Genomic DNA, 20527 nt, shown 5'->3' with positions numbered 1-20527 from the left:
GTATGCTACCAAATAAAAAGATTTTATATTTAGCGCCTGAAATACCGGCGCTTTCTGCAACCTTTGTTTATAACGAATTACTAAAATTACGAGAGTTAGGCTTAGATGTGGCTGTCGCATCTGTTAGGGATAGTACCGCTAAAGTAGATACAAAAACTGAACAAAAAGTAGGAAATGTTTTTGTTATATATAAACATAGTTTTTTAGCTGCATTGTTTGTATTAATCAAAGTATTCTTAATGCAACCTATAAAAGTTGTTCGTTCTTTTTCTTGGTTAGTATTCGACCTTTTTAGCATAGGACTTTTTTCAAGGAATGCGTTGGGGTTAATATATCGTTATGTTTATTCTGGCATTCTAACAAATCATATTTTAAATAATAATATTACGCATACCCACGTTCACTTTGCTCATATACCTACCGATATTGCCATGTATGCTGCATGTATGTCGGGTACAGATTTTAGTGTAACGTCACATGCGAATGATATTTTTCAACGTGGCTGGTTATTAAAAGAAAAAATAGAACGTAGCAAATTTTTTGTCACTATTTCACAATTTAATAAAGCTTATTTAACCAAGCTTGCACCACAAATAGTAGATAAAATTAACGTTATTTATTGTGGTGTAGATACTACAAAATTTACATATAGAGCAACACATGAAAAGACTACATTTACCTTTGGTTTTTTAGCACGTCTGGTGGAAAAAAAGGGTGTTGAATATTTAATAAAAGCTTGTAACGAACTTAAAAAAAAGCGATATAACTTTAAAGTAGAAATTGTGGGGGATGGCCCTTTAACTGATGAACTTAAAGCATTAACCAGTGAATTAGGCTTAACAACGCATATTTCATTTTTAGGCACAATGCCGAACAACCAAGTAAGTGAGTGGCTAAAAAAGCTAGGTGCTTTTGTTCTTCCTTCGGTAAAAGACTCAAATGGTGATATGGATGGCATACCAGTATCGCTTATGGAAGCAATGGCTTGTGGTGTTCCTGTTATTTCTACCGATTTATCAGGTATTAAAGAACTGGTTATTAATCAGCAAACAGGTTTTCTTGCTAAATCGGCTAATGAACAAGACTTGGCTGATAAAATGGCGTTGTTATTAACCACAGAGCCAGCGCAGTTAAATAAATTAGCAGAACAAGCCGAAAAACATGTAAAACAAAATTTTAATCAATTGGCTAACGCTGAAAAAATTGGCCAATTAATAGTAAAAGAGTTGGTTAAACATTAATGGAAATAATCAATACAAGCTTGGTTAACTTGCACAATTTAACGATGGTTAATGCAATTAATACCATAAAAAAGTACAGTGAAACCCCAGGGTTGGATATTGTGGTAACACCAAATATCGATCATTTAGCCCGTATTATTACCGAAGGTGAAACCTCGCAATTAAAAGCCATTTATGATCGAGCCTCGCTGTGTTTATGCGACAGCCGCATATTGCAAAAACTATTAAAAAGAAAAAACAAAATTATTAATGAAGTTATTACGGGCAGTACTTTAACGCAGTTATTGTTTGATGAAAAACACATGCTTAATAAAAAGGTTTTGGTAGTAGGCGGCGAACAACATGTTTTTGATACACTCTCAAAGAAATACAAAGCATTAGAGTTGTATCATATAAATCCACCAATGGGATTTATTAATAATGAAGCTGAAGTAACTAAGGTGCTTGGATATGCCGAACAGGTTCAGCCTAATTTTGTTTTTCTGGCGGTTGGTTCACCACGACAAGAAATTCTTGCTGAAAAACTACAACTAACGCTAACAAAAGGAGTTGCCTTATGTATAGGTGCTTCTATTTTGTTTCTTGTTGGTGAAGAAATACGTGCACCGCTCTGGGTTCAAAAAATGAACTTAGAATGGTGTTTTAGAATGTTGCAAAATCCTAAGGTGTTAGTTAAACGTTACTTTGGAAACTCTCTAAAATTACAACGTATTTATAAAGCTTTATAACTTTATGTCTTTATTTAACTTAACAATAATATTTATAAAGGGATTGAACTATGCCTAATTTATTTGCCTACGGCATGATTTTATTTTGGCCATTTGTTGCAATTTTGTTGTATAGACGCTTTGATACGCTTACCGCGACATTCTGGACCATTGTTGGTGGTTTCATGTTTTTGCCGGATAAAACAATATTTGATTTACCTATCTTTCTTATTGGTAAAGAAGAAATAAGTGGCTTATCAGCACTATTTTGCTGTGTTTTTATTAAAAACAAGAAAATATATTTTTTAGGTAAAAGTAAGGTACAACGAGCTTTCATTCTTTTTATTGTCTGCATTCCCATTTTAAATGTATTTTTTAATCAAGAACCTATGTTTAATGGTCAAATATGGATAAGAGGACTTTCTTTTTATGACGCAATTGTGCATATGTCCAATCAATATGTCAGGTTACTTCCTTTCATCATTGGGGTTAGTGTTTGTGACAAGGCGGAAGATTTAGATAAAATAATTAAATTGCTCATAAAAGCTGGGTTAATATATTCCATTTTATTTTTTATTGAAGTTAGGTTAAGTCCACAGTTGCATTCGTGGTTTTATGGTTTTTTCCCTCATTCATTCGCACAACAAATAAGATATGGTGGTGTTCGGCCAGTTGTTTTTATGGGGCATGGTTTATTAGTTGCTACATTTTATATGGTTTGCTTATGTGTTACAGCGATTGAACTCAAAACGTGTGAAAATAAAAATAGAATACAGACAATTTTTATTTTTATGCTATTTACTTTAATTATGTTAAATACAAGAACGGTAGGTGCAATTGTCTTAGCTTTTACTGTTTCTTTTTTAATTTTGTTTACTCAAATAAAAAAACAGAAGTTTTTTACTTTAAGCTTTGTAGCACTTTTTTTTATATATCCAACACTTTCAATATTTGATTTGATACCTTATCAGTATGTTATTGATTTTATTGCAGGTATAGATGTGGAGAGAGCGCAATCCTTAGATGTAAGGTTTAATAATGAGATCAGACTGCTAGACCATATAAAAGATAATTTTTTTGTCGGTTGGGGTGGAATGGGAAGAAATCGATTCTATAACACTATCTCTGATGGCTATTGGTTGATTATTATGGGCTATTATGGGTTTTTATATTTTTTTGCATATTTTGGTCTATTTAGTTTAGGTTTAGTTTCCAAAAAGACCGTCATTGAGACTGCTAGACTTAATCAAATTTTTACTGGTCTAGCTCTATTATTATCAGCTGTTTTGATTGATCAACTGCCTAATTCATCTTTAAGTCATGGATGGTTATGGTTTATTAGTGGAGTTTTTTATTCATCTTTATTATTTAATAAAAGGCCAGAAAAAATTTAGAATGAATATATTAATGTTTCAAAATTTATGGAATAAGTTAACATCACTATTCAGTAAAAAACACTCTAAAATCTTAACTGGTTCTCTATGGACTATGGTAGGTTTTAGCTCAGAAATGCTTTTTCGTATGGGTAGTAGTCTTATTTTGACACGTATCTTTTTACCTGAAGTATTTGGTACTATGGCGATCGTAACCGCTATTATGGTTGGAATGGAGATGCTGTCAGAAGTTGGAGTACGAACATCACTCATTCAAAACCCTAATGCTAAAACAATTAATTTTGCGCAAACCGCATGGACGGTACAAATAATTCGAGGGTTTTTCTTATGGTCTTTAGTTTTCATTTTTTCAAGTCAGCTAGCTGTACATTTTCAAGAACCAAATTTAACCTATTTATTACCCGTTGCTGCAATCTCATTAATATTTAAAGGTTTCACCTCCTCGAATCAGCACTTGTATTCTCGAGAATTAGGGGTGAAAAAAATTGTTCTGACTAAAGGTCTTGTACAGTTTATTTCAATATTTTCCGTTATTATTTTATCTTTTATTTATCAAAGTATTTGGGCAATTGTTATTGGTAGCCTGCTTAGCGCCTTTTTAAATACATTATTTAGCTTCGTGTTATTTCAGCACTTTAAAATGCGTCTAATGCTAGACAAGCAAGTAGTTAGATCTATATTGAAAATAGGTAAATGGTTGTTTTTTGCGACAATGTTTCACTTTTTAATTGCTCAAGGGGATAGGTTAATCCTAGGTAGCTTAATTAATAAAACTGAACTGGGTTTATACAACTTAGCTGCGATGTTTACCCAAATACCTATCAGTATTTTAGCTGCACTGAGTGGTAATATCTTATTGCCGTTTTTAGCAAAATCTTTTAATGAAAAACCTGAACATTTTAATCAAACCTTTAACGACTTATTGCATAAAATTTTACGTTATATGCTACCACTAGTGGCAGCTCTAGCTATATTAGGTAATATGTTAATTCAACTATTATATCCAGAGGAGTTTCACTTAGCAGGGCAGATATTACAATTATTAGCTATAGCTTCATTTTTTCAAGTGATATCGTTTGCTCTTATTCCTGTTTTGCTTTCCCGTGGCGACTCGTTTAGACACATGCTAGCCTACCTTAGTTTATTAGTTTTGTATTTACCGGGTATTTACTTAGGTTTTAAGTTTTATGGCATGTGGGGCGCTTTTTACGCTATGTGTGCTGCGCAAATAATATGGCTACCGATTATTATTGCTTTAGTGCGAATGTATGTGCAGTTGAATTTACTTAAAGTTGCGAAAATGTTGGGTAGCTATTTGCTAATTACATTAGTGACTATTTCAATTATAAATTGAAATAGCCACCTCAAATCCCCTGTATTAAAGAACCATCACTGATAGGGGGATGGTTCATTTAGTTGCATAAAAATGTTTAACTCTTTGTTTTATTAATTCTGGTTCAATTGTTGCGTCATATGCGCCACTTCTATTCTTAATTAAAGAACCCCATGGAACACCATCAGTATAGTCTTCAAGTTTAGTTACAAGAGCATCTATTTTACATATTTCTCTTGCTGGGTTGCCTGCAACGACGCTACCTTCTTTTACATCTTTAGTTACAACACTACCTGCACCAATAATAGCATTTGGTCCTATGGTTATATTGGGCATAACTAAAGCGCCATGACCGATAAAAACATTATCTTTAATATCTGTTTTGCCGACGTTATCTAATTTTTTATTGTAGGCGATATTTAACATGTTAACTGAACCATCGTGGCCAAATAATGAACACTCACTTAGCCTTACATTATTACCCATTTTCACATAGGCAGGGTCAGTGATATTTGCACTCGGTAAAATAGAGCAATCAGCTCCCATTGAATAGAGTACATTATGAAATTTTAAATATTCTGCATATTGGGTCGGGGAGGGCTTACATAGCTTTAAGTACAAGTTTTTGTATTTAAATTTTTTATATAAAAGGTTTTTCAATATTTTCATGAGGAGATACCAGTAATAATAGTTATACTTTTCTACTTTTGGGGAACCCAACGTATAAAGTATCTTGGGCAACGTTATGAATAACCACTGCATTGGCACCAATATTTGCATTGTCACCTATGGTAATATTACCGAGTAGCTTAGCGCCAGCGCCTATATTAACGTTATTGCCAATAATAGGTGCTTCTGTTGGTTTATTCATATAGCGATTACCTATGGTTACCCCCTGCCTTATAGTGCAGTTGTCACCTATAACCGAATTACCATGAACAACTATTCCATGTTGGTGTTCTATGATTACGCCTTGTCCTATTTGGGCATCATAAGGAAGCTCAATACCGTAAAGGTTACGTGCTCTTCGATATAAAAACCGGTAAATAATAGAAAGAGGTGCTCTTAATATTTTAGGTTTTACCGTCATGCGCCAATTGCCAAAACGATGGTAGGCTAATGCTCTAAAGCCAGGTTTTGTCCAGTCTTTACCATGATTTATCCAATCATTTTTTATTTTTTCAATTAGTATCATTTTAATTTTTTCAGTGAAAACCCGCGAAATAAAAAAGAGCTTTTGATAAAGTCTTTTAAAAAATTAGGTGGTTCTTTCGTTAAGTCTACATTATTGGTTATTTTACTGCGGAGTAACCAAATAGCATAACCAATAGTAAAGGCTAGATCACAGCCGATGAGTTTTATGGCACCATAATTTTTTAGAAAAAATCGCCGTCTAGAATCAAACCAATATTGAGGTCGCCTCGGTGCTTTTTTGCGGTGATCCGATATTCCCGTTGCAGCGCCAACCGCATGATAAACTTTACTTGACGGTATATACCAGCAAGGCATGTTATTTCGTTTGCCTTGAAGGCAAAAGTCTAATTCTTCAAAATATAAAAAGTAGTCGTCGTCTATTAAACCGATTTTTTTTATATATTTATTGCTTACCATAAACGAAGCGCCAGCTAACCAATCTGCTTGAATAGGAGTATTACTCGGCTCTGCTCGAACAAGATGTTTTTTTACGATCTTGTCAAATATTCCTAACCTTAAGCCCGCAGATAATTCGCTGATAATACCGGGGAAGTTAAAATGAGAACATTGTAGTGTACCATCATCGTCTTCAAGCCTGCTACCGACTATGTGAAAACTGTTTTCCTTCATCGCCCTTATTAACTCTGTGCCAGCTTCAGCTTTAACTTTTGTATCAGGGTTTAAAAACCAAATACGGTCAATATCTATATTTTCATTCAGTACGCTGTTTATCGCTAGGTTATTGCCAGCGGCATAACCTGCGTTATCTTTGCTTGTGACAACGGTAACCCAGTTTATTGTGTTTTCATCAATAAATTTTTGTATATAGTCAACAGAGTCATCACCAGAAGCATTATCAACAATAACCATGTGCGTTTTACCCAGTTTATCTATTTCTGGTTGTAAACTTAGGATTAAATCGGTAACTAAACGTGATGTTCTATAATTAACGGTAACAATTAATGTATCTAGGTTAGTATTTGGGAGTTTAGCCATATTATTTATACTCAATAATTGTATAGTCTTGTTTTTTTATTGTTTTTATCATTAGGTCTACCACGCCTAACGCCTCCGGGAATTTACTGATCATTAGAAATAGACATGATTTTAAGCCATATAATGATTTGTCTGTTTTTTTTAAATACATTTTAATTATTTGTAAAGGGAAAATTAAGAGTGTAATTAATAAAAAAGGTGAAAATAAACTTAATATTAAAATAGTAAAAAAAGCACCGGTCCACATTAATGGCCTAATAGCTTCTCGCACGCAATATTTTTCTTTTTCTTTACCATGCTCTTTAGCAGATAAAGCAAAAGCAAAACCTGAGCGATTGGCCCGTTTCCACCATTGAGTAAAACGGGTGATATTAGCATCATGCAGGGTCATTTCTTCATTAAGTCGGAATATTTTCCAATTATTTTGGCGTAACCGATAACACATTTCAGGTTCTTCGCCAGCCACAAAAAAATCTTTATAACCATTAACTTCTTGTAAGCACTTTGTTCGTATCAGGGCATCTCCACCACAAGATAAGGCATCACCGACAGGGGTGTTCCATTCATCGTCACAAAACTGGTTGTACAGGGTTGCCTCAGGAAAGCGCTCTCTTCGCCTGCCACAAACTATGGCATACTCAGTATTATTATGTAAAAATCCCCGTGCTTGCTCAAGCCAAGTGGTTTGTAATTCACAATCACCGTCAATAAATTGAATATATTCAATTTCAGGGTGTTGCACTATTAAATACTGCCAACCGGTATTTCTGGCTCTGGCAGCACTAAAAGGTTTAGACATATCTAAATCAATAACGGCGGCACCTGAGTCCTTCGCATTTTTTACGCTATTATCTGTTGAATTTGAATCAACATAAACCACATTGGTATTTTCTGTTAGTGTTGAATTTAAACATTTAATTAAACGTTTTCCTTCATTACGGCCAATGATCACAACTCCGATTTTATTTATATCCATAGGTTTGATTATTTATCCATTTTAGAGTAATAATAAAGATCATTTTACTATATTTTTCACCTTAAAAAAAATATAGTTTCGCTTTCGTATAATTAATTTTTATATGGTATCTTTTAGATTGAATAATAAATAATGAATAAAAAAATAGTAATAATTGGTCTTTTCTTCTTGTTAACTTTGTCTGAAAGTTTAGCAACTACCTCAAAAAATAATAATGGCATTGGCCTAAATAAAATTTCAGATTGGTCTACACAATACCCCTTTATTGATCTAATGAAACAAGCCCGAGCTTGGCAAGACTTTAGCAACAAATCTTCTTCTATTAATGTTGATAATAATGATTGGGTTAAAAGTTTAGCCGTAGATCAAACAGCAACAACTGTTTTTTCATCGGTTGATGAAAAATACGAGACCTATCTAAAAAGGGCCTACGTATTTTATGAAGGAGAAGGGGAGATAAAATATGGTGGGGGTGTAAAAAAAATCACTTTAGAATCAATCCCTGGTCGTGACGTTATTACGCTACAAAGTGGTAATCATTTATTATCAATAACAAAAACTAATCCTGCTAATTATATTAAAAATATAAAAATCATTCCATTTCGTTTTTTTTCTGACTTTCAAACAGGTCATATCTTTAATACTGATTTTATAAATAAAATAGAAAGTATCAATGTATTCAGATTTATGGATTGGATGAATACTAATAATTCTAATCAAGGTGATTGGGAAGATAGGCCTTTAATTGACGATCGTACTTGGCGCGTAAAAGGAGTCCCGCTTGAAGTAATGCTTAAATTAGCAAACGATACTAACACTGCTCCTTGGTTCAATATTCCGCATTTAGCAAATGATATTTATATTAAAAATTTTGCTGTTATAGTGAAAAATCAACTTTATAAAAATTTAGCTATTTATGTTGAACACAGTAACGAAGTTTGGAATTGGCAGTTTGCACAAGCAAAATATGCTGCGAAAGCTAAATTTAAACATTCATTTTTTACCAACAAAAGTAATTTACGTTTGCAATGGCACGGAATGAGAACAACGCAGATTTGTAATGTTTTTAAAGGCGATGTTTTTGTAACCGAGTCTTCGAGAGTAAAGTGTGTTTTAGGCATGCAAACGGTGGCTCTTGCTCATCATAAATCCACATTAGAGTGCCCTGCATGGGCTGATAGAGGTGCTGGCTGTTATCAAAATATTGATTATATCGGCATAACAACTTATTTTGATGGCGGTCTTAATGGATCGCGTTCAAAAAATGAAAAACATAATGATATTGTTCGTACTTGGGCATCTAATGGAAGTGCGGGAGTTAATAATGCTTTCGAACAGTTATTTAAAGGCAATAAATTACGTGAAATAGCAGGGTATGAAGATAACCAGGGTGTACTGGCTGATATTGCTTTATATACTCACCAGTGGTCCAAGATCGCCGCTAAATACAAAATGGGTCTTATTGCTTATGAGGGAGGACAACATATAGCGCCAATTTCGAATGTTTTTATAAATGATCCTGTTATTAGGGATTTTTATTTAAATATTAATAGGGACGTTCGTATGGGAACATTATATTCAGATTTACTTGATAGGTGGCATGAAAATGGAGGAGGTTTACATATGTTTTATCTAGATATATCTCCCCCAAGTAAACTTGGTAATTGGGGGGCTTTAGAACATATCAGCCAGAAAAATTCGGCCAAATGGAAAGTAATCAAATCTCATTAATTTGATTAATATTCTTTTAATATTATCTGGTTTGTTCTATGAAGACATTTTTTAATGTAGCTTTTTTCGTAATAAAGCAAAGCGTTTTTCAACAAAATAATACATAAATGTTGAAAATAGTAAGGTAAATAACAAACCGATAATATTTTTAACAAGAAGTGTATCGCCAAAAAGGCTTTGAGCTAAGTAAATTAAAACATAATGACTTAAATAAAAACTATATGATATCTTTCCAATAAAAGACATGAATTGTGAATTGAATAGTTTATAGAGGAGGGATTTATTTTGAGTGATTAGGTAATAAAATATTGGAAACATTGCAATGCCCTGGATGCTATAGCGTATCGTTTCTCTGAATATTATGTCTCTATATAATAAAGTGAAGAGGATTAATGTAGTGCCTAACAACATACCCACTTTGATCAAGAGTGAATTGTTATTCACTTTTTTTGTCATATGTATAGGGTTTAATATTAACGCCATAACACATCCATAAAGTAATGAGTCAAACCTCGTATCAGTTGCGTAGTATGTGTAATGGTAAAGTTGATCTCTTAGAGATAGGATATCAAAGTTAAGTACTAAAATTAATCGCCATGCATTGACTGCTAGTATAATTAACACGATTAAAAAAACCAAATTTTTAGTACTTATCTTTTTTATGAAAAATAGTAGGAAAAGCGGAAAAAAAAGATAAAAATGTTCTTCAACTGCAAGCGACCACAATATCCCTAACCCGGGGATCATGCCTTCTTTTCCTACAAAAATAATGTAGTAATTACTGTAATGTAATATCTGAGAAAGGAAACCTCCTATATTAATATATGATATATCTCCTTTGACTATTGTTATTAGTATTGTTGCTATTATTACGATATATAAAGGTGGGAAAAGCCTATAAATACGTCTAATATAGAAATTTTTAAGAGAAATAGAACCTGTTTTTTTTTGTTCATCTACTAACAATGTAGTTATTAAATAACCACTCAAAAAAAAGAAAATAGTAACACCTAAACCGCCAGGTACAATATGGCTAAAACCAGTATGAGAAAAAAACACTAATAATACGGCCAAAGCCCTCACACCATTCAGAGAGGGAATGTAACCGATCTCTTTATTCATTTTTGATCCTTATATATTTTTATTACAGTTATAATATTGAATTCAGTTGTTATTTTTTTATGAAATACTTTTTCTTGTGGTTTTGTTACTTAACTTTTTACCTATGTTAATCCAATAACTTTCGTAATATTTCGTTGAAATATGTGCTAACCCAAAAGTAACTAATAAAAATAGCGGTCTTTTTAAATACTTTTCAATAACATCACCTTCGGCTAACCAAGTATATCTGAGACCGCCATGAATAATGTAAACCGCATAAGAAGTCGTAGCTATATAGAATAATAGCTTTCCTTTTAATACTTTAGTTAGCCAAGTATCACGTTGATTAAAAATGGTTGATGCTATTAATAAAGCAGCAATATAGGGTCTTAAATAGTTTAAGAATTCGGTAACAGGATGCGCTGATGCAATCAACATTAATAAAAGAAACAGTGTTGGTAATTTGTCTATTTTGCACTTAATTTTATCTGTTCCATATTTATAGAATAACGCTAAAGTACAGCCAGCTAGTATTTCGTCAACTCGGTAATAGGTATTTATTGCTATTTGAACATCATTGTAATAACGATAAAAAGTGATACTAATACAAAGAATAGGTAGTAAATAAAAGGCTTTTTGCTTAAGGAAAACAACTAACAAGGCAATGATGATATAAAATTGTACTTCAACACACAAACTCCAAAAGTGACTGGTAGGTGCAATTAACCCCATGGGTTCCCAATTGGTATAGAAAAAAATTGTTGAAATAATTTCGTGTGTACTGGCTTCAGAGAACATAAATGTTATGACTAAAACCAACCATGCTAACGGCACAATTCGCATGAATCGTCGAATTAAGAATTTTGGAATATTTTGATCTTTTAAAAGCACATTGGTAATTAGGAAACCAGACAATATAAAAAATATTGCCATGCCCGCTGCCGCGACAGGGCCATTAAATTGAAATTGTTGATAACCTAATGGGAATAAATGGCCTGCTAATACCAATAATATGCTAATGCCTCTCCATCCATCTAATACTTGTAATCTATTCATTATGTTCCGTCACTAAATCACGTGTTTTTTTTAGCATTTTTTCTTTATCAAACAGATTACAGTTATGCCATGTTGGCCCTAAATCTGGCATTCTACCCTTTAAGTTATGACAGTCTGATGCTATAGCTGCTACTTGATTAGCTTCGAGTAATTCTTCTGACATTTTTTGCACCTCTTTACCAAACTTACCAGTTAAACTGCAGGCTGTAAGTTGCAGAGGACAGCCTAAGTCAATAAATGGTTGAAGTTTATGGCGCTGATTTAAGAAGGTACTATTTCTTTCAGGATGTACAATAATAGGTAAACAATTTTTTGCTAGTAACCATTTGACTAAATTATCACTGCCAAATGGTATATCTAGTCTTGGGAATTCAAGTAAAAATGTTTTTTTACCTTGGTATTCACCCATCCATGGTATTAGGTTGTTATTTACAAGCATCATAACTTCTGGCCCTATACGTACTTCAGCCCCTAATTGCAACTTTACTCGAATATTAGCTTTATCTACAGAATCTCTAAACTGTATAAATCTTTGTTCAAGATCATTTTTATTATTTTCAAAACGTCCCATATGGATGTGAGGTGTTAATATTTGCGTAGTTACACCTCCATCCACAGCCATACGTAGCATCTCAAGAGCTTCGGTGTTGGTGCGTGCGCCATCATCAACACATGGTAATATATGGCTGTGTATGTCAATTAACATGCGGATTACGCTTTGTCTTGTTCAGGACTAACGCCGTAGTATTCGCCAGCATAATAATGGTCACCGAAGTAACTCATTTTTTGTGGTTCCGCCGCGGTGAGTACTGCACCAATAACGTTTGCATTAAGTTTTTGTAAACGAGATACAGCTTCTTTCGATACTTTTATTTTAGTTTGTTCTGCTCTTGCTGCTACCACTACAGCATCAACTTTGTTACCCAATATACTGGCGTCACTTACAGGTAGAGTTGGCGGTCCATCCAGTACGATATATTGATATTCATCTTTAAAGGTTGCTAGAAGCTTTTCAAATTTTAAGGACGATAGAAGCTCCATTGGATTCTGTGGAATCGTACCACAGGTAATAATACTCAGTTTTCCTTCATTTTTTTCTTGTATTACATCGGTAAATGTTTTGGCAACGCCAGACAAAATATCAGTTAACCCAAGTTTATTTTCTAATTGTAGATTTCTACCAATACTGGGTTTACGCAAATCAACTTCTAATAATAGTGTTTTACCTATATTGCTGTAGGCTACCGCCAAATTCACCGCTAGAGTCGATTTACCTTCTGAACTTGTCGCTGATGTAATCAATACACTTTTGGGAGGGTTGTCAATATTAGAGAATATAAGTCCAGTTCTTATTGTATTGATGCTCTCAGAAAAGGGTGACCGAGAATCATCCAGATATTGTTTTTCAGGTACAGCAGACTTTTTATTTAACTTAACTAACGGGGTAATACCTAGTACTGGTAGTTTTAGTTTCTCTTCAACTAAATCAGGCGTTCTGAAGGTGGTATTTGTAATTTCTCGAAGAAAAGCAACAATAATTCCTAAGAAAACCCCTAAAATGCCAGACAATGCAATTATTTTATTAACATTTGGTCTTACTGGTACTTTAGGTACTGTAGCATTGTCAATAATATGCACATTAGATGCGTTAATTTCGCCGCGTACGTTAGCTTCTAATAAACGTGACTGAAACGACTCATAAATACGTCTATTATTTTCGACTTCACGCTCTAAACTAACTAAAGAAAAACTATCGCCTTGTAGGGCTTGTACATCAGACTTTGTTTGATCAATGAGCTTATTAATATTATCTACTTGCAATTTTGCAAGGCGAAACTCATTCTCCGTACGTTCAACAATTTTTGCAATACCTCTGCTTAAATTACTTTGTGCGCTTTTTAGTTCAGATATTGCGGCAATCATTTTAGGGTGAAGATTACCATAACGCTCATCCAATTCTTTTACTCTATTCGCTACAGTTGCTTCATTAAGTACAAGATTTGTTATAGAGGAGTCCTGCATGACTTGGGCAAGTGCAGAAAAGTCTTTATTACCTTGCTTAATATCTTGTACTAATTGGTACTCCTCACTCTTGATACTCAATGTTGTTCGTGCGGCTACCAAGTTGGTATTTAATGATTGCAGCTGTGTATTGGCGATGGCTCTTTGCTGAAAACTGTGGATTAAACCTTGTTTTTCACGGTAATTTTTAACCCGCTCTTCTGAATTTTCTAACTTCGTTTTTAATTGTTCGTACTGAGACGTAAGCCATTTTTGTCTGTTTTTTACGTCAGTTAGGCGTGTGGTTAAACCAAAATCAATGTAGGCATCTGAAATTGCATTTATAATGTCTGCTGCTTCTTGTGGATTTTTAGATTCATAATTAATGGTGATAATTTGATTTTTTCGTCCTCCGGATACAATCAGACCAGACGAAATTTTCTCTGCAAGTAAAATCCTTAATTCCGCATCTGTTAGTGGATTATTCTCTATCTTTTTATACCCAATTAAATCTTTTATCGTGTCTTTTATTTGCTTAATAAAGCTAATGTTTTGGGGATTATCATTTTGTTCTTTTTTTAATTTTTCTACTAAATTTAATTTATCTACTACAGTTTCTGCAATTGCACGAGAGCGAATTATTTCATATTGAGTTTCGAAGAATAAAAACACCATGGCCGAGGCTATATACTGTTCTTCTCTGTCAGCGTTTGGCTGGTACGGATCGGCTAGGATTTTAGCTGTTGCGTTATAAATAGGTGTCGCATTCTTAGCAACAAAAATGCCGCCAATTAGGCATAATATCGCTACGAATGTGATTATCCATTTACTTCGCCTTACAATACGAATATAAATACCAATATCAAAATCGTCTTCCGAAGGACTATTATTAACTTGTTGAGCCGCCAATGAACTTTTGGATACTACTGCGTTCATATTCAATTTTCCTTAAAAAAAACTTTCGCTGACAGTGATAACATCACCCGGTTTAATTCTATAATTAAGCGCAACAGCCATCACTAGTTGCTTATCATTATCGCTCACTAACGTTATTCCACCTTTTGATGCGCGTTCGGTAAAACCACCCGCTAAGGCCACTGCTTTTTCAACCGTTAAACCTTTTTTATAAGGGTAACTACCCGGTTTATCTATTTCTCCGTTAATGTAAAAAGGGCGGTATTCGGTGATACTAACCGTAATGTTAGGTTTTTTTAAATAACCATCTAGTAGCAGCATTGTTATTTTTTGTTCGACTTCAGTAACTGTATGACCTTCAATAGCTACTTGACCTAATAAAGGCATTGAAATAGTACCATTACCACCCACACGAACTTTATTTACGCTTAAGTCGGCTTCGTTAAATACGATGACTGATATTTGATCATCAGATGAAATGCGATAATCATCAATTTCATCTGCTGATACTTGAGCAGATAAAATTAATACTATTGCTAGTGCTATTGTTACAAAAAGTTTGAATAACTTCATACGTGTCCTTTATATTCCTTTCATTTCCATTTTAGGGGGGGCTGTTAATAAATCGAGTATTAATTAAATGTAGTGGTTAAAGACAAACCAATGATGTTTGCTTGGTATTCATAAATTTCAAAATCAGAACTTCTCTCAATAAACTGATAGTCGAGACCAATACTAAGCCAAGTTAACAGGCTATGTTCCACGCCTAAAACTAGGTTATGGCGTTTGTCTGTTCTGTTTCGTATAGCAACAATGTCATCATTGCCGTGCGTGTAGGCTGCTTTCAATTTAGTTCTGGGGGTTATCTCATGTTCGGCGTCTATGCTATAGGTGTTTGTTACAAAGGCACTAGTGAATAATTGTGATGATTCTTGAGTCATTCTGCTTGCGGCAATTCTTATGGTTGAATAAGTATTAGGCTTCCAAGTCATGTCGAGTATATAAGACAAACCGGTAATATCGTCATACACCTTTTGTTCAAATTTTTTACCTTGATAACCGAGTTTAAAAGAGCCACTGGTTTTAGCGGTTATATCCCATTCAACACCAGCTAGATAGAATGTCTCTTTACTTGATTGATCGGCAAGCTGACTTTTTGTTATGTAGTTGTAATCACCAATACTGGCTTGAAATAGTAAGCGTGTTTTAGGGGCTACACGATAAAAAAATGTACCGGTAAGTTTGTTTTTATCAACATCTCGGTAGCCCTGTAAGTTGTTGGTATATCGGTACTCGCTATGATCTATTCCTAATACCAGCTGACCAATACTTTGTTGCGTACCGTAATATAGCGTTGCGATGGCTAGTTTTTTTTGTGTTTGGTTAAACTCAGTGATTAACAAAGATGTAGAGTTATTGGTACCTGGCTCTTCAACTTCATCTTTATAGGATATTTTGAATTCTGAATTTATTTTTAGAGAGTGGTCTAAAAGCGCAAATAAAGCGATGCCGTGATTATTATAATTAAGTTTGGTGTTGTCTTTAAAGGCCGAATATTCACCTTGATAATCTACCGCGAAAATGTGTTTTCCCATATGAGTCAGGTATTGCAACTCAGGGGAAATTTGTATTGATGAGTCGGTTACGGGATCGATTTTTCGCAGTACGTTATCGTCGTACTGTGCTTCTACAGCCGCATTAAGTAATAAACCCTGACGTTCTTCAGCATTAACATTTGGACTTATAAGGGTGCAAGTAGTTATAACAAAGGCTAGAGTCGTTCTGTTTTTAGCTACTGTGTTAACTAACTTGTTAATTGATTGGTCAACTAAAGCGAGTATTTTTTGTATTTTTACCACAACTATTACAACTTCCTTATTTACATAGTTCAAGAAATAGCGCACTAATAGATGAGATTTAGTGCTGATTACTATTCTTTCAAATGTCACTTTAGCAATATTCAGGCCATGAATAAATATTTAGTATAATTAGTGGCTTAGCTAAAGTGTGATGATTATTTTTTTATAGTGTAAAAAATCTAGACGCTTTTTATCCTTCAGCGTATCGTTTTTTATAAGAAGGTCTCTTTGAACCAGCCCCATATACCCAGTGAAAATCCAGGGAATAGGTCTATACCAAGCGCGGACTTTACCAGATAAAGTATTAATAATCCAAGTCCGGCAGAAAACATTAAAAAGAGGCTAGATACTACCGTTGTGATGAGAATTGACATACGTCTTTCTTGCCGACTTAATTCTCTATAGTTTCTACCTGCAAGCAACACATAATAAAATCGCCATTGATAAAACGGCAGCTTAAATGTGCCCCTAAAATCTACCTTATGTTTCCCCCAACTACGCGATCCTACAGCCGTTAATAAATGCGTTAACTGTTCATCGGTAAAGCTGCTGGCAACCTCTTCAGGCATTCTTGAGAGTAGCTTTTTAATCGCAGGTTGATCAGAAATTTTTTTATCGGTTGCATTCAATTGCATCAATTCCATTTAGCCTTGAGCTTTATGGTCGATAGGGTATATTTTTTTGTGCCTGTTCGCTACTGTTAATCTTTATATTTTGACCATTTTTCATCACGTTATTTTTACCTGCTGATGCAGGTCGGCACGAGTGTAACGAGGCCGGACAATTTAACTTAGTTTTTGTCGAGGCAAGCATCGACCTACGTAATAAACCAGCTTGGCTTTTGTAGGTCGGCACGAGTGTAACGAGGCCCGAAAATTTAATTTAGTTTTTGTCGAGGCAAGCATCGACCTACGAATAAACTAGCTTAGCTTTTTGTCGAGGCAAGCATCGACCTACGTAATAAACCAGCTAGCTTTTGTAGGTCGGCACGAGTGTAACGAGGTCCGACAATTTAATTTAACTTTTGTCGAGGCAAGCATCGACCTACGTAATAAACCAGCTTAGCTTTTGTAGGTCGGCACGAGTGTAACGAGGCCCGACAATTTAATTTAGTTTTTGTCGAGGCAAGCATCGACCTAGGTAATAAACCAGCTTAGGCTTTTGTAGGTCGGCACGAGTGTAACGAGGCCCGACAATTTAACTTAGCTTTTGTCGAGGCAAGCATCGACCTACGAATAAACTAGCTTAGCTTTTTGTCGAGGCAAGCATCGACCTACGAATAAACTAGCTTGGCTTTTTGTCGAGGCAAGCATCGACCTACGTAATAAACCAGCTAGCTTTTGTAGGTCGGCACGAGTGTAACGAGGCCCGACAATTTACTTACATTAAGCTAATGTCCGGTTAAATAATTCAACAGACATGCCGTAAACTCTTAATGCAAGTTGAGGATCATAACGTTCACCTTCATCACGCATAAAGGCATGTGAAGCATTAAACTCATGCCATGAGAAAACGTTACCTGAAGCTAATAGGTTTTTATGAATCATCATGCGACCTTCATCAGGAATATGTGGGTCTTGTTTACCCCAAATCATCATCAGCTCCGCGTTAATGTCTTTGGTACGTGTCAGTGAATCATTGCCTTCTGCGCTGGGTAAATCACCTGAATGAATGTCAGTAGCATATAAGCAAGCGGCGGCTAATACACTCTTATTTAACGCGGCGCGATAAGCGAGGTGACCGCCAATGCAAACACCCATAGTGCCAATTTTTCCACTGCAGTAATCTTGTTGTTGAATAAAATTGACTAAGGCTTGTGTATCGCTATCGTGATGCTCTAAAGGTTTAGCCCATTTATCTTGGTTACCTTTGTCTTTACCTGCATCATCGTAGCCTAATACCGTGCCTATTGGGTTGAGTTCATGAAAAACCTCAGGCACTAATACCACAAAACCATGGCCAGCCATTAGCGCTGCTGTTCTTGCTATAGGCGCAGTTTGTTGGAATATTTCAGAATAGAAAACAATAGTCGGAAACTTACCTGATGCTTGAGGACGATAAACATAAGTACGCATGGTTCCCGTTGGAGTTTCAATATCAGTGCTGTGCTGTTGAATGATCATTAGTCTTTATATGTCCTGTACTTTAGAAAAAGGATAACGGTGTAAGAGCTTTGTTGTTGGCAGTAAGTTCAATACAGTAAACTACGTTAATCCTAATTGTTTCGCCAGACGTTTCAGTGTATTAACTTGGAGATCATCACTTTGATAGATCCTCGACATTATATATCCACCTTGTACTTGTTCCATCAGAATAGAACTTAACTCTTGGGCAGAGAAATCTGATGAAATTAATCCTTGGTTTTGCGCTGTCTGAAAGTTATGACTGAGAAAGCGCTGCAGTTCATCAAAGAATCCTTGAATAGGTTTATTTAATTGCTGTTTTTGCCCTGAAGTCTCATACATGAAACGCCCAAATTTACAGCCTTCGGTTCCTTTGCGAGGTAATTTTAGGTATGCCTCTAAACGCTTCTTTGGATTAGGTATAGTGCTCGTAATGTGATTTAATTCAGCGGTTTTTTCTTCTACTATTCTTTCCAAAACTGCATTTGCCAAATCATCTTTACTGGCAAAATGATGGTAAAAACTTCCTTGCCCGACACCACTTGCCGCATAAATTGCTTGAGGACTGGTTGCTTCAAAGCCATTTTTCAAAAATAGATCTGCAGCCGAAGATAAAATACGTTCTCGTCCTTGACCACGTGGTAACCGCTTTTTTTTGGGAGATTCTGACATCGGTCCATTCCTAATTATTTGCATTTTTAATCATTGTACCATAAGGTACATAACTTGATTGTACTACCTAGTACATAACGTTGTGTGTTGAGGATAAAAAAATGAGTAAAAGCTTAGGGTTCAAGGTCTCAGTAAGCTTCGTTAATATATTTGCATTACCCTTCTTTTTTGTATTGCTTTACGGCAGTGGGTTTGTTGGTGCAAAACTCGGATTACCACACTCTACTCCTTTGAGTTTTCTAAGTTTACGCTTCATGGCTGCAGGTTTGATATTACTAATTATTGCGAAATTGATTGGTAACCAACTCCCAAACTGGCGTGAAGCAATACATATTTCGGTAGCTGGAAGTTTAACTGTCTGTCTATTTTCTGTTGGTGTATTTGTATCAATTGATATGGGGCTTTCCCCAGCAGTTTCGGCATTAATTGTTGCACTACAGCCTATTCTGGTAGCTCTATTTGCACGAAAACTGGTTAATGAACAACTTAACTTAGCCCAATGGTTTGGATTGCTCTTTGGATTTTTAGGAGTCATCGTTGTTGTCATTGATTCAATTGAAACAACGTCTTTCAGTTGGGGTGCTATAGCTATCTCCGTGCTTGCTTTGTTTGGTGTTACCTTTGGAAGTCTTTATCAGAAGCGTTATTGCGCAGATATGGAGATATTTTTTGGAGGTGCGATTCAGTCTCTGGTTTCGGGCTTAATATGTTTAGCATTGCTACCGTTTTTTGAAAGCTTTAAGGTCGTTTGGACAGGTGAATTTATTATATCGCTAGTTTATATGGTCGTTGGGGTATCACTAGGGGCATTAAGCTTGCTTTATATAATGATCCAGCGGGGAGAGGTAAGCAGAGTCGCAAGTGTATTTTATTTAGTCCCTGTTTCTGCGGCAGTTAGTGCTTATCTTTTATTTGGTGAAACCATTGAGAGCACTACATTGTTCGGGGCAAGCATTATTGCTTTGGGTATTTTCCTGACCAACCGTAAATCTCAAAATAACATGGTGGTTTCTATGAATAAATAGTAGTCATTTTGGCTACTTACTGCAGTTAACAGAGTACAAATTGTGTCGCCTTACCTTTTGCCTTTAATTCGTTATAGGGGAGGCGGAGCATCTTATTAGCGCCTTAGAAATAATGCTCTTTTCATCTGAATCTTTTAAAAACGTCAATTACTTCTTTGGTGGTTAAGCTGAAGCTAGAAGTGACAGCATCACTACTTACGCTT

Annotated in this window: 19 protein-coding genes; 6 read left to right on the top strand and 13 right to left on the bottom strand. The window is 35.0% G+C overall.

The window, feature by feature from the left end; genetic code table 11:
- Positions 1-2: 2 nt before the first annotated feature.
- From CXF79_RS17975 to CXF79_RS17960, 4 genes are read left to right on the top strand one after another with little or no spacing between them, the layout of a single operon-like run.
- Positions 3-1241, top strand: a complete 1239-nt coding sequence (locus tag CXF79_RS17975) for a glycosyltransferase family 4 protein (protein WP_101156972.1) — start codon at positions 3-5, stop codon at positions 1239-1241.
- A complete protein-coding gene (locus tag CXF79_RS17970; RefSeq protein ID WP_101156969.1) occupies positions 1241-1969 on the top strand; it encodes a WecB/TagA/CpsF family glycosyltransferase in 729 nt (242 codons plus the stop codon). Before CXF79_RS17975 ends, CXF79_RS17970 begins: the two co-directional genes overlap by 1 nt.
- A 50-nt stretch (positions 1970-2019) precedes the next feature.
- A complete protein-coding gene (locus CXF79_RS17965) occupies positions 2020-3342 on the top strand; it encodes an O-antigen ligase family protein (RefSeq protein ID WP_101156967.1) in 1323 nt (440 codons plus the stop codon).
- A 13-nt stretch (positions 3343-3355) separates the two neighbouring features.
- A complete protein-coding gene (locus tag CXF79_RS17960) occupies positions 3356-4696 on the top strand; it encodes an oligosaccharide flippase family protein (protein ID WP_157825899.1) in 1341 nt (446 codons plus the stop codon).
- 54 nt (positions 4697-4750) lie between these two features.
- Here the strand turns inward: CXF79_RS17960 and CXF79_RS17955 are convergent, their stop codons facing one another.
- From CXF79_RS17955 to CXF79_RS17940, 4 genes are read right to left on the bottom strand one after another with little or no spacing between them, the layout of a single operon-like run.
- Complete coding sequence (locus CXF79_RS17955) at positions 4751-5344, bottom strand: acyltransferase (RefSeq protein WP_101156963.1); 594 nt, start codon at positions 5342-5344, stop codon at positions 4751-4753.
- A 22-nt stretch (positions 5345-5366) separates the two neighbouring features.
- Positions 5367-5870 (bottom strand): serine O-acetyltransferase, encoded by a 504-nt coding sequence (locus CXF79_RS17950; protein ID WP_101156960.1) that lies wholly within the window; start codon positions 5868-5870, stop codon positions 5367-5369.
- Positions 5867-6865, bottom strand: a complete 999-nt coding sequence (locus tag CXF79_RS17945; protein WP_101156958.1) for a glycosyltransferase family 2 protein — start codon at positions 6863-6865, stop codon at positions 5867-5869. The genes CXF79_RS17950 and CXF79_RS17945 overlap by 4 nt, the downstream gene beginning before the upstream one ends.
- Before the next feature lies 1 nt (position 6866).
- Positions 6867-7841 (bottom strand): glycosyltransferase, encoded by a 975-nt coding sequence (locus CXF79_RS17940; protein WP_101156956.1) that lies wholly within the window; start codon positions 7839-7841, stop codon positions 6867-6869.
- A gap of 132 nt (positions 7842-7973) precedes the next feature.
- Here CXF79_RS17940 and CXF79_RS17935 point away from each other — a divergent pair, with 132 nt between their 5' ends.
- Complete coding sequence (locus tag CXF79_RS17935; RefSeq protein WP_101156954.1) at positions 7974-9572, top strand: hypothetical protein; 1599 nt, start codon at positions 7974-7976, stop codon at positions 9570-9572.
- Positions 9573-9623: 51 nt separating this feature from the next.
- Here the strand turns inward: CXF79_RS17935 and CXF79_RS17930 are convergent, their stop codons facing one another.
- The 9 genes from CXF79_RS17930 to CXF79_RS17890 form a co-directional block, all read right to left on the bottom strand.
- The gene (locus CXF79_RS17930; RefSeq protein WP_101156951.1) at positions 9624-10694 is read right to left on the bottom strand and encodes an acyltransferase family protein; all 1071 of its coding nucleotides are present in this window, start codon (positions 10692-10694) and stop codon (positions 9624-9626) included.
- 57 nt (positions 10695-10751) lie between these two features.
- The gene (locus CXF79_RS17925) at positions 10752-11729 is read right to left on the bottom strand and encodes an acyltransferase family protein (protein WP_101156949.1); all 978 of its coding nucleotides are present in this window, start codon (positions 11727-11729) and stop codon (positions 10752-10754) included.
- Positions 11722-12435: a tyrosine-protein phosphatase gene (locus CXF79_RS17920; RefSeq protein ID WP_198560100.1), complete on the bottom strand. Its 714-nt coding sequence runs from the start codon at positions 12433-12435 to the stop codon at positions 11722-11724. The genes CXF79_RS17925 and CXF79_RS17920 overlap by 8 nt, the downstream gene beginning before the upstream one ends.
- Positions 12436-12440: 5 nt before the next feature.
- Positions 12441-14666: a GumC family protein gene (locus CXF79_RS17915; RefSeq protein ID WP_101156946.1), complete on the bottom strand. Its 2226-nt coding sequence runs from the start codon at positions 14664-14666 to the stop codon at positions 12441-12443.
- Between the two features lie 12 nt (positions 14667-14678).
- Entirely contained in the window at positions 14679-15218 is a 540-nt protein-coding gene (locus tag CXF79_RS17910; RefSeq protein WP_101156944.1) for a polysaccharide biosynthesis/export family protein, read from the bottom strand.
- 59 nt (positions 15219-15277) lie between these two features.
- Entirely contained in the window at positions 15278-16504 is a 1227-nt protein-coding gene (locus CXF79_RS17905; protein WP_157825898.1) for an outer membrane beta-barrel protein, read from the bottom strand.
- A 212-nt stretch (positions 16505-16716) separates the two neighbouring features.
- A complete protein-coding gene (locus CXF79_RS17900) occupies positions 16717-17148 on the bottom strand; it encodes a 3-phosphoshikimate 1-carboxyvinyltransferase (RefSeq protein WP_101156940.1) in 432 nt (143 codons plus the stop codon).
- Positions 17149-17889: 741 nt separating this feature from the next.
- The gene (locus tag CXF79_RS17895; protein ID WP_101156938.1) at positions 17890-18627 is read right to left on the bottom strand and encodes a dienelactone hydrolase family protein; all 738 of its coding nucleotides are present in this window, start codon (positions 18625-18627) and stop codon (positions 17890-17892) included.
- 81 nt (positions 18628-18708) lie between these two features.
- A complete protein-coding gene (locus CXF79_RS17890) occupies positions 18709-19299 on the bottom strand; it encodes a TetR/AcrR family transcriptional regulator (protein ID WP_011044748.1) in 591 nt (196 codons plus the stop codon).
- Positions 19300-19400: 101 nt separating this feature from the next.
- Here CXF79_RS17890 and CXF79_RS17885 point away from each other — a divergent pair, with 101 nt between their 5' ends.
- Positions 19401-20324, top strand: coding sequence for a DMT family transporter (locus tag CXF79_RS17885; RefSeq protein ID WP_101156934.1), 924 nt, complete (start codon positions 19401-19403; stop codon positions 20322-20324).
- The last annotated feature ends 203 nt before the right edge of the window (positions 20325-20527 follow it).

The organism is Colwellia sp. Bg11-28 (assembly GCF_002836245.1).
GTDB classification, from domain to species: domain Bacteria; phylum Pseudomonadota; class Gammaproteobacteria; order Enterobacterales; family Alteromonadaceae; genus Colwellia; species Colwellia psychrerythraea_A.
Note: the sequence above shows the minus strand (reverse complement) of the source record. Positions and strands in the feature narration are given on the sequence as shown.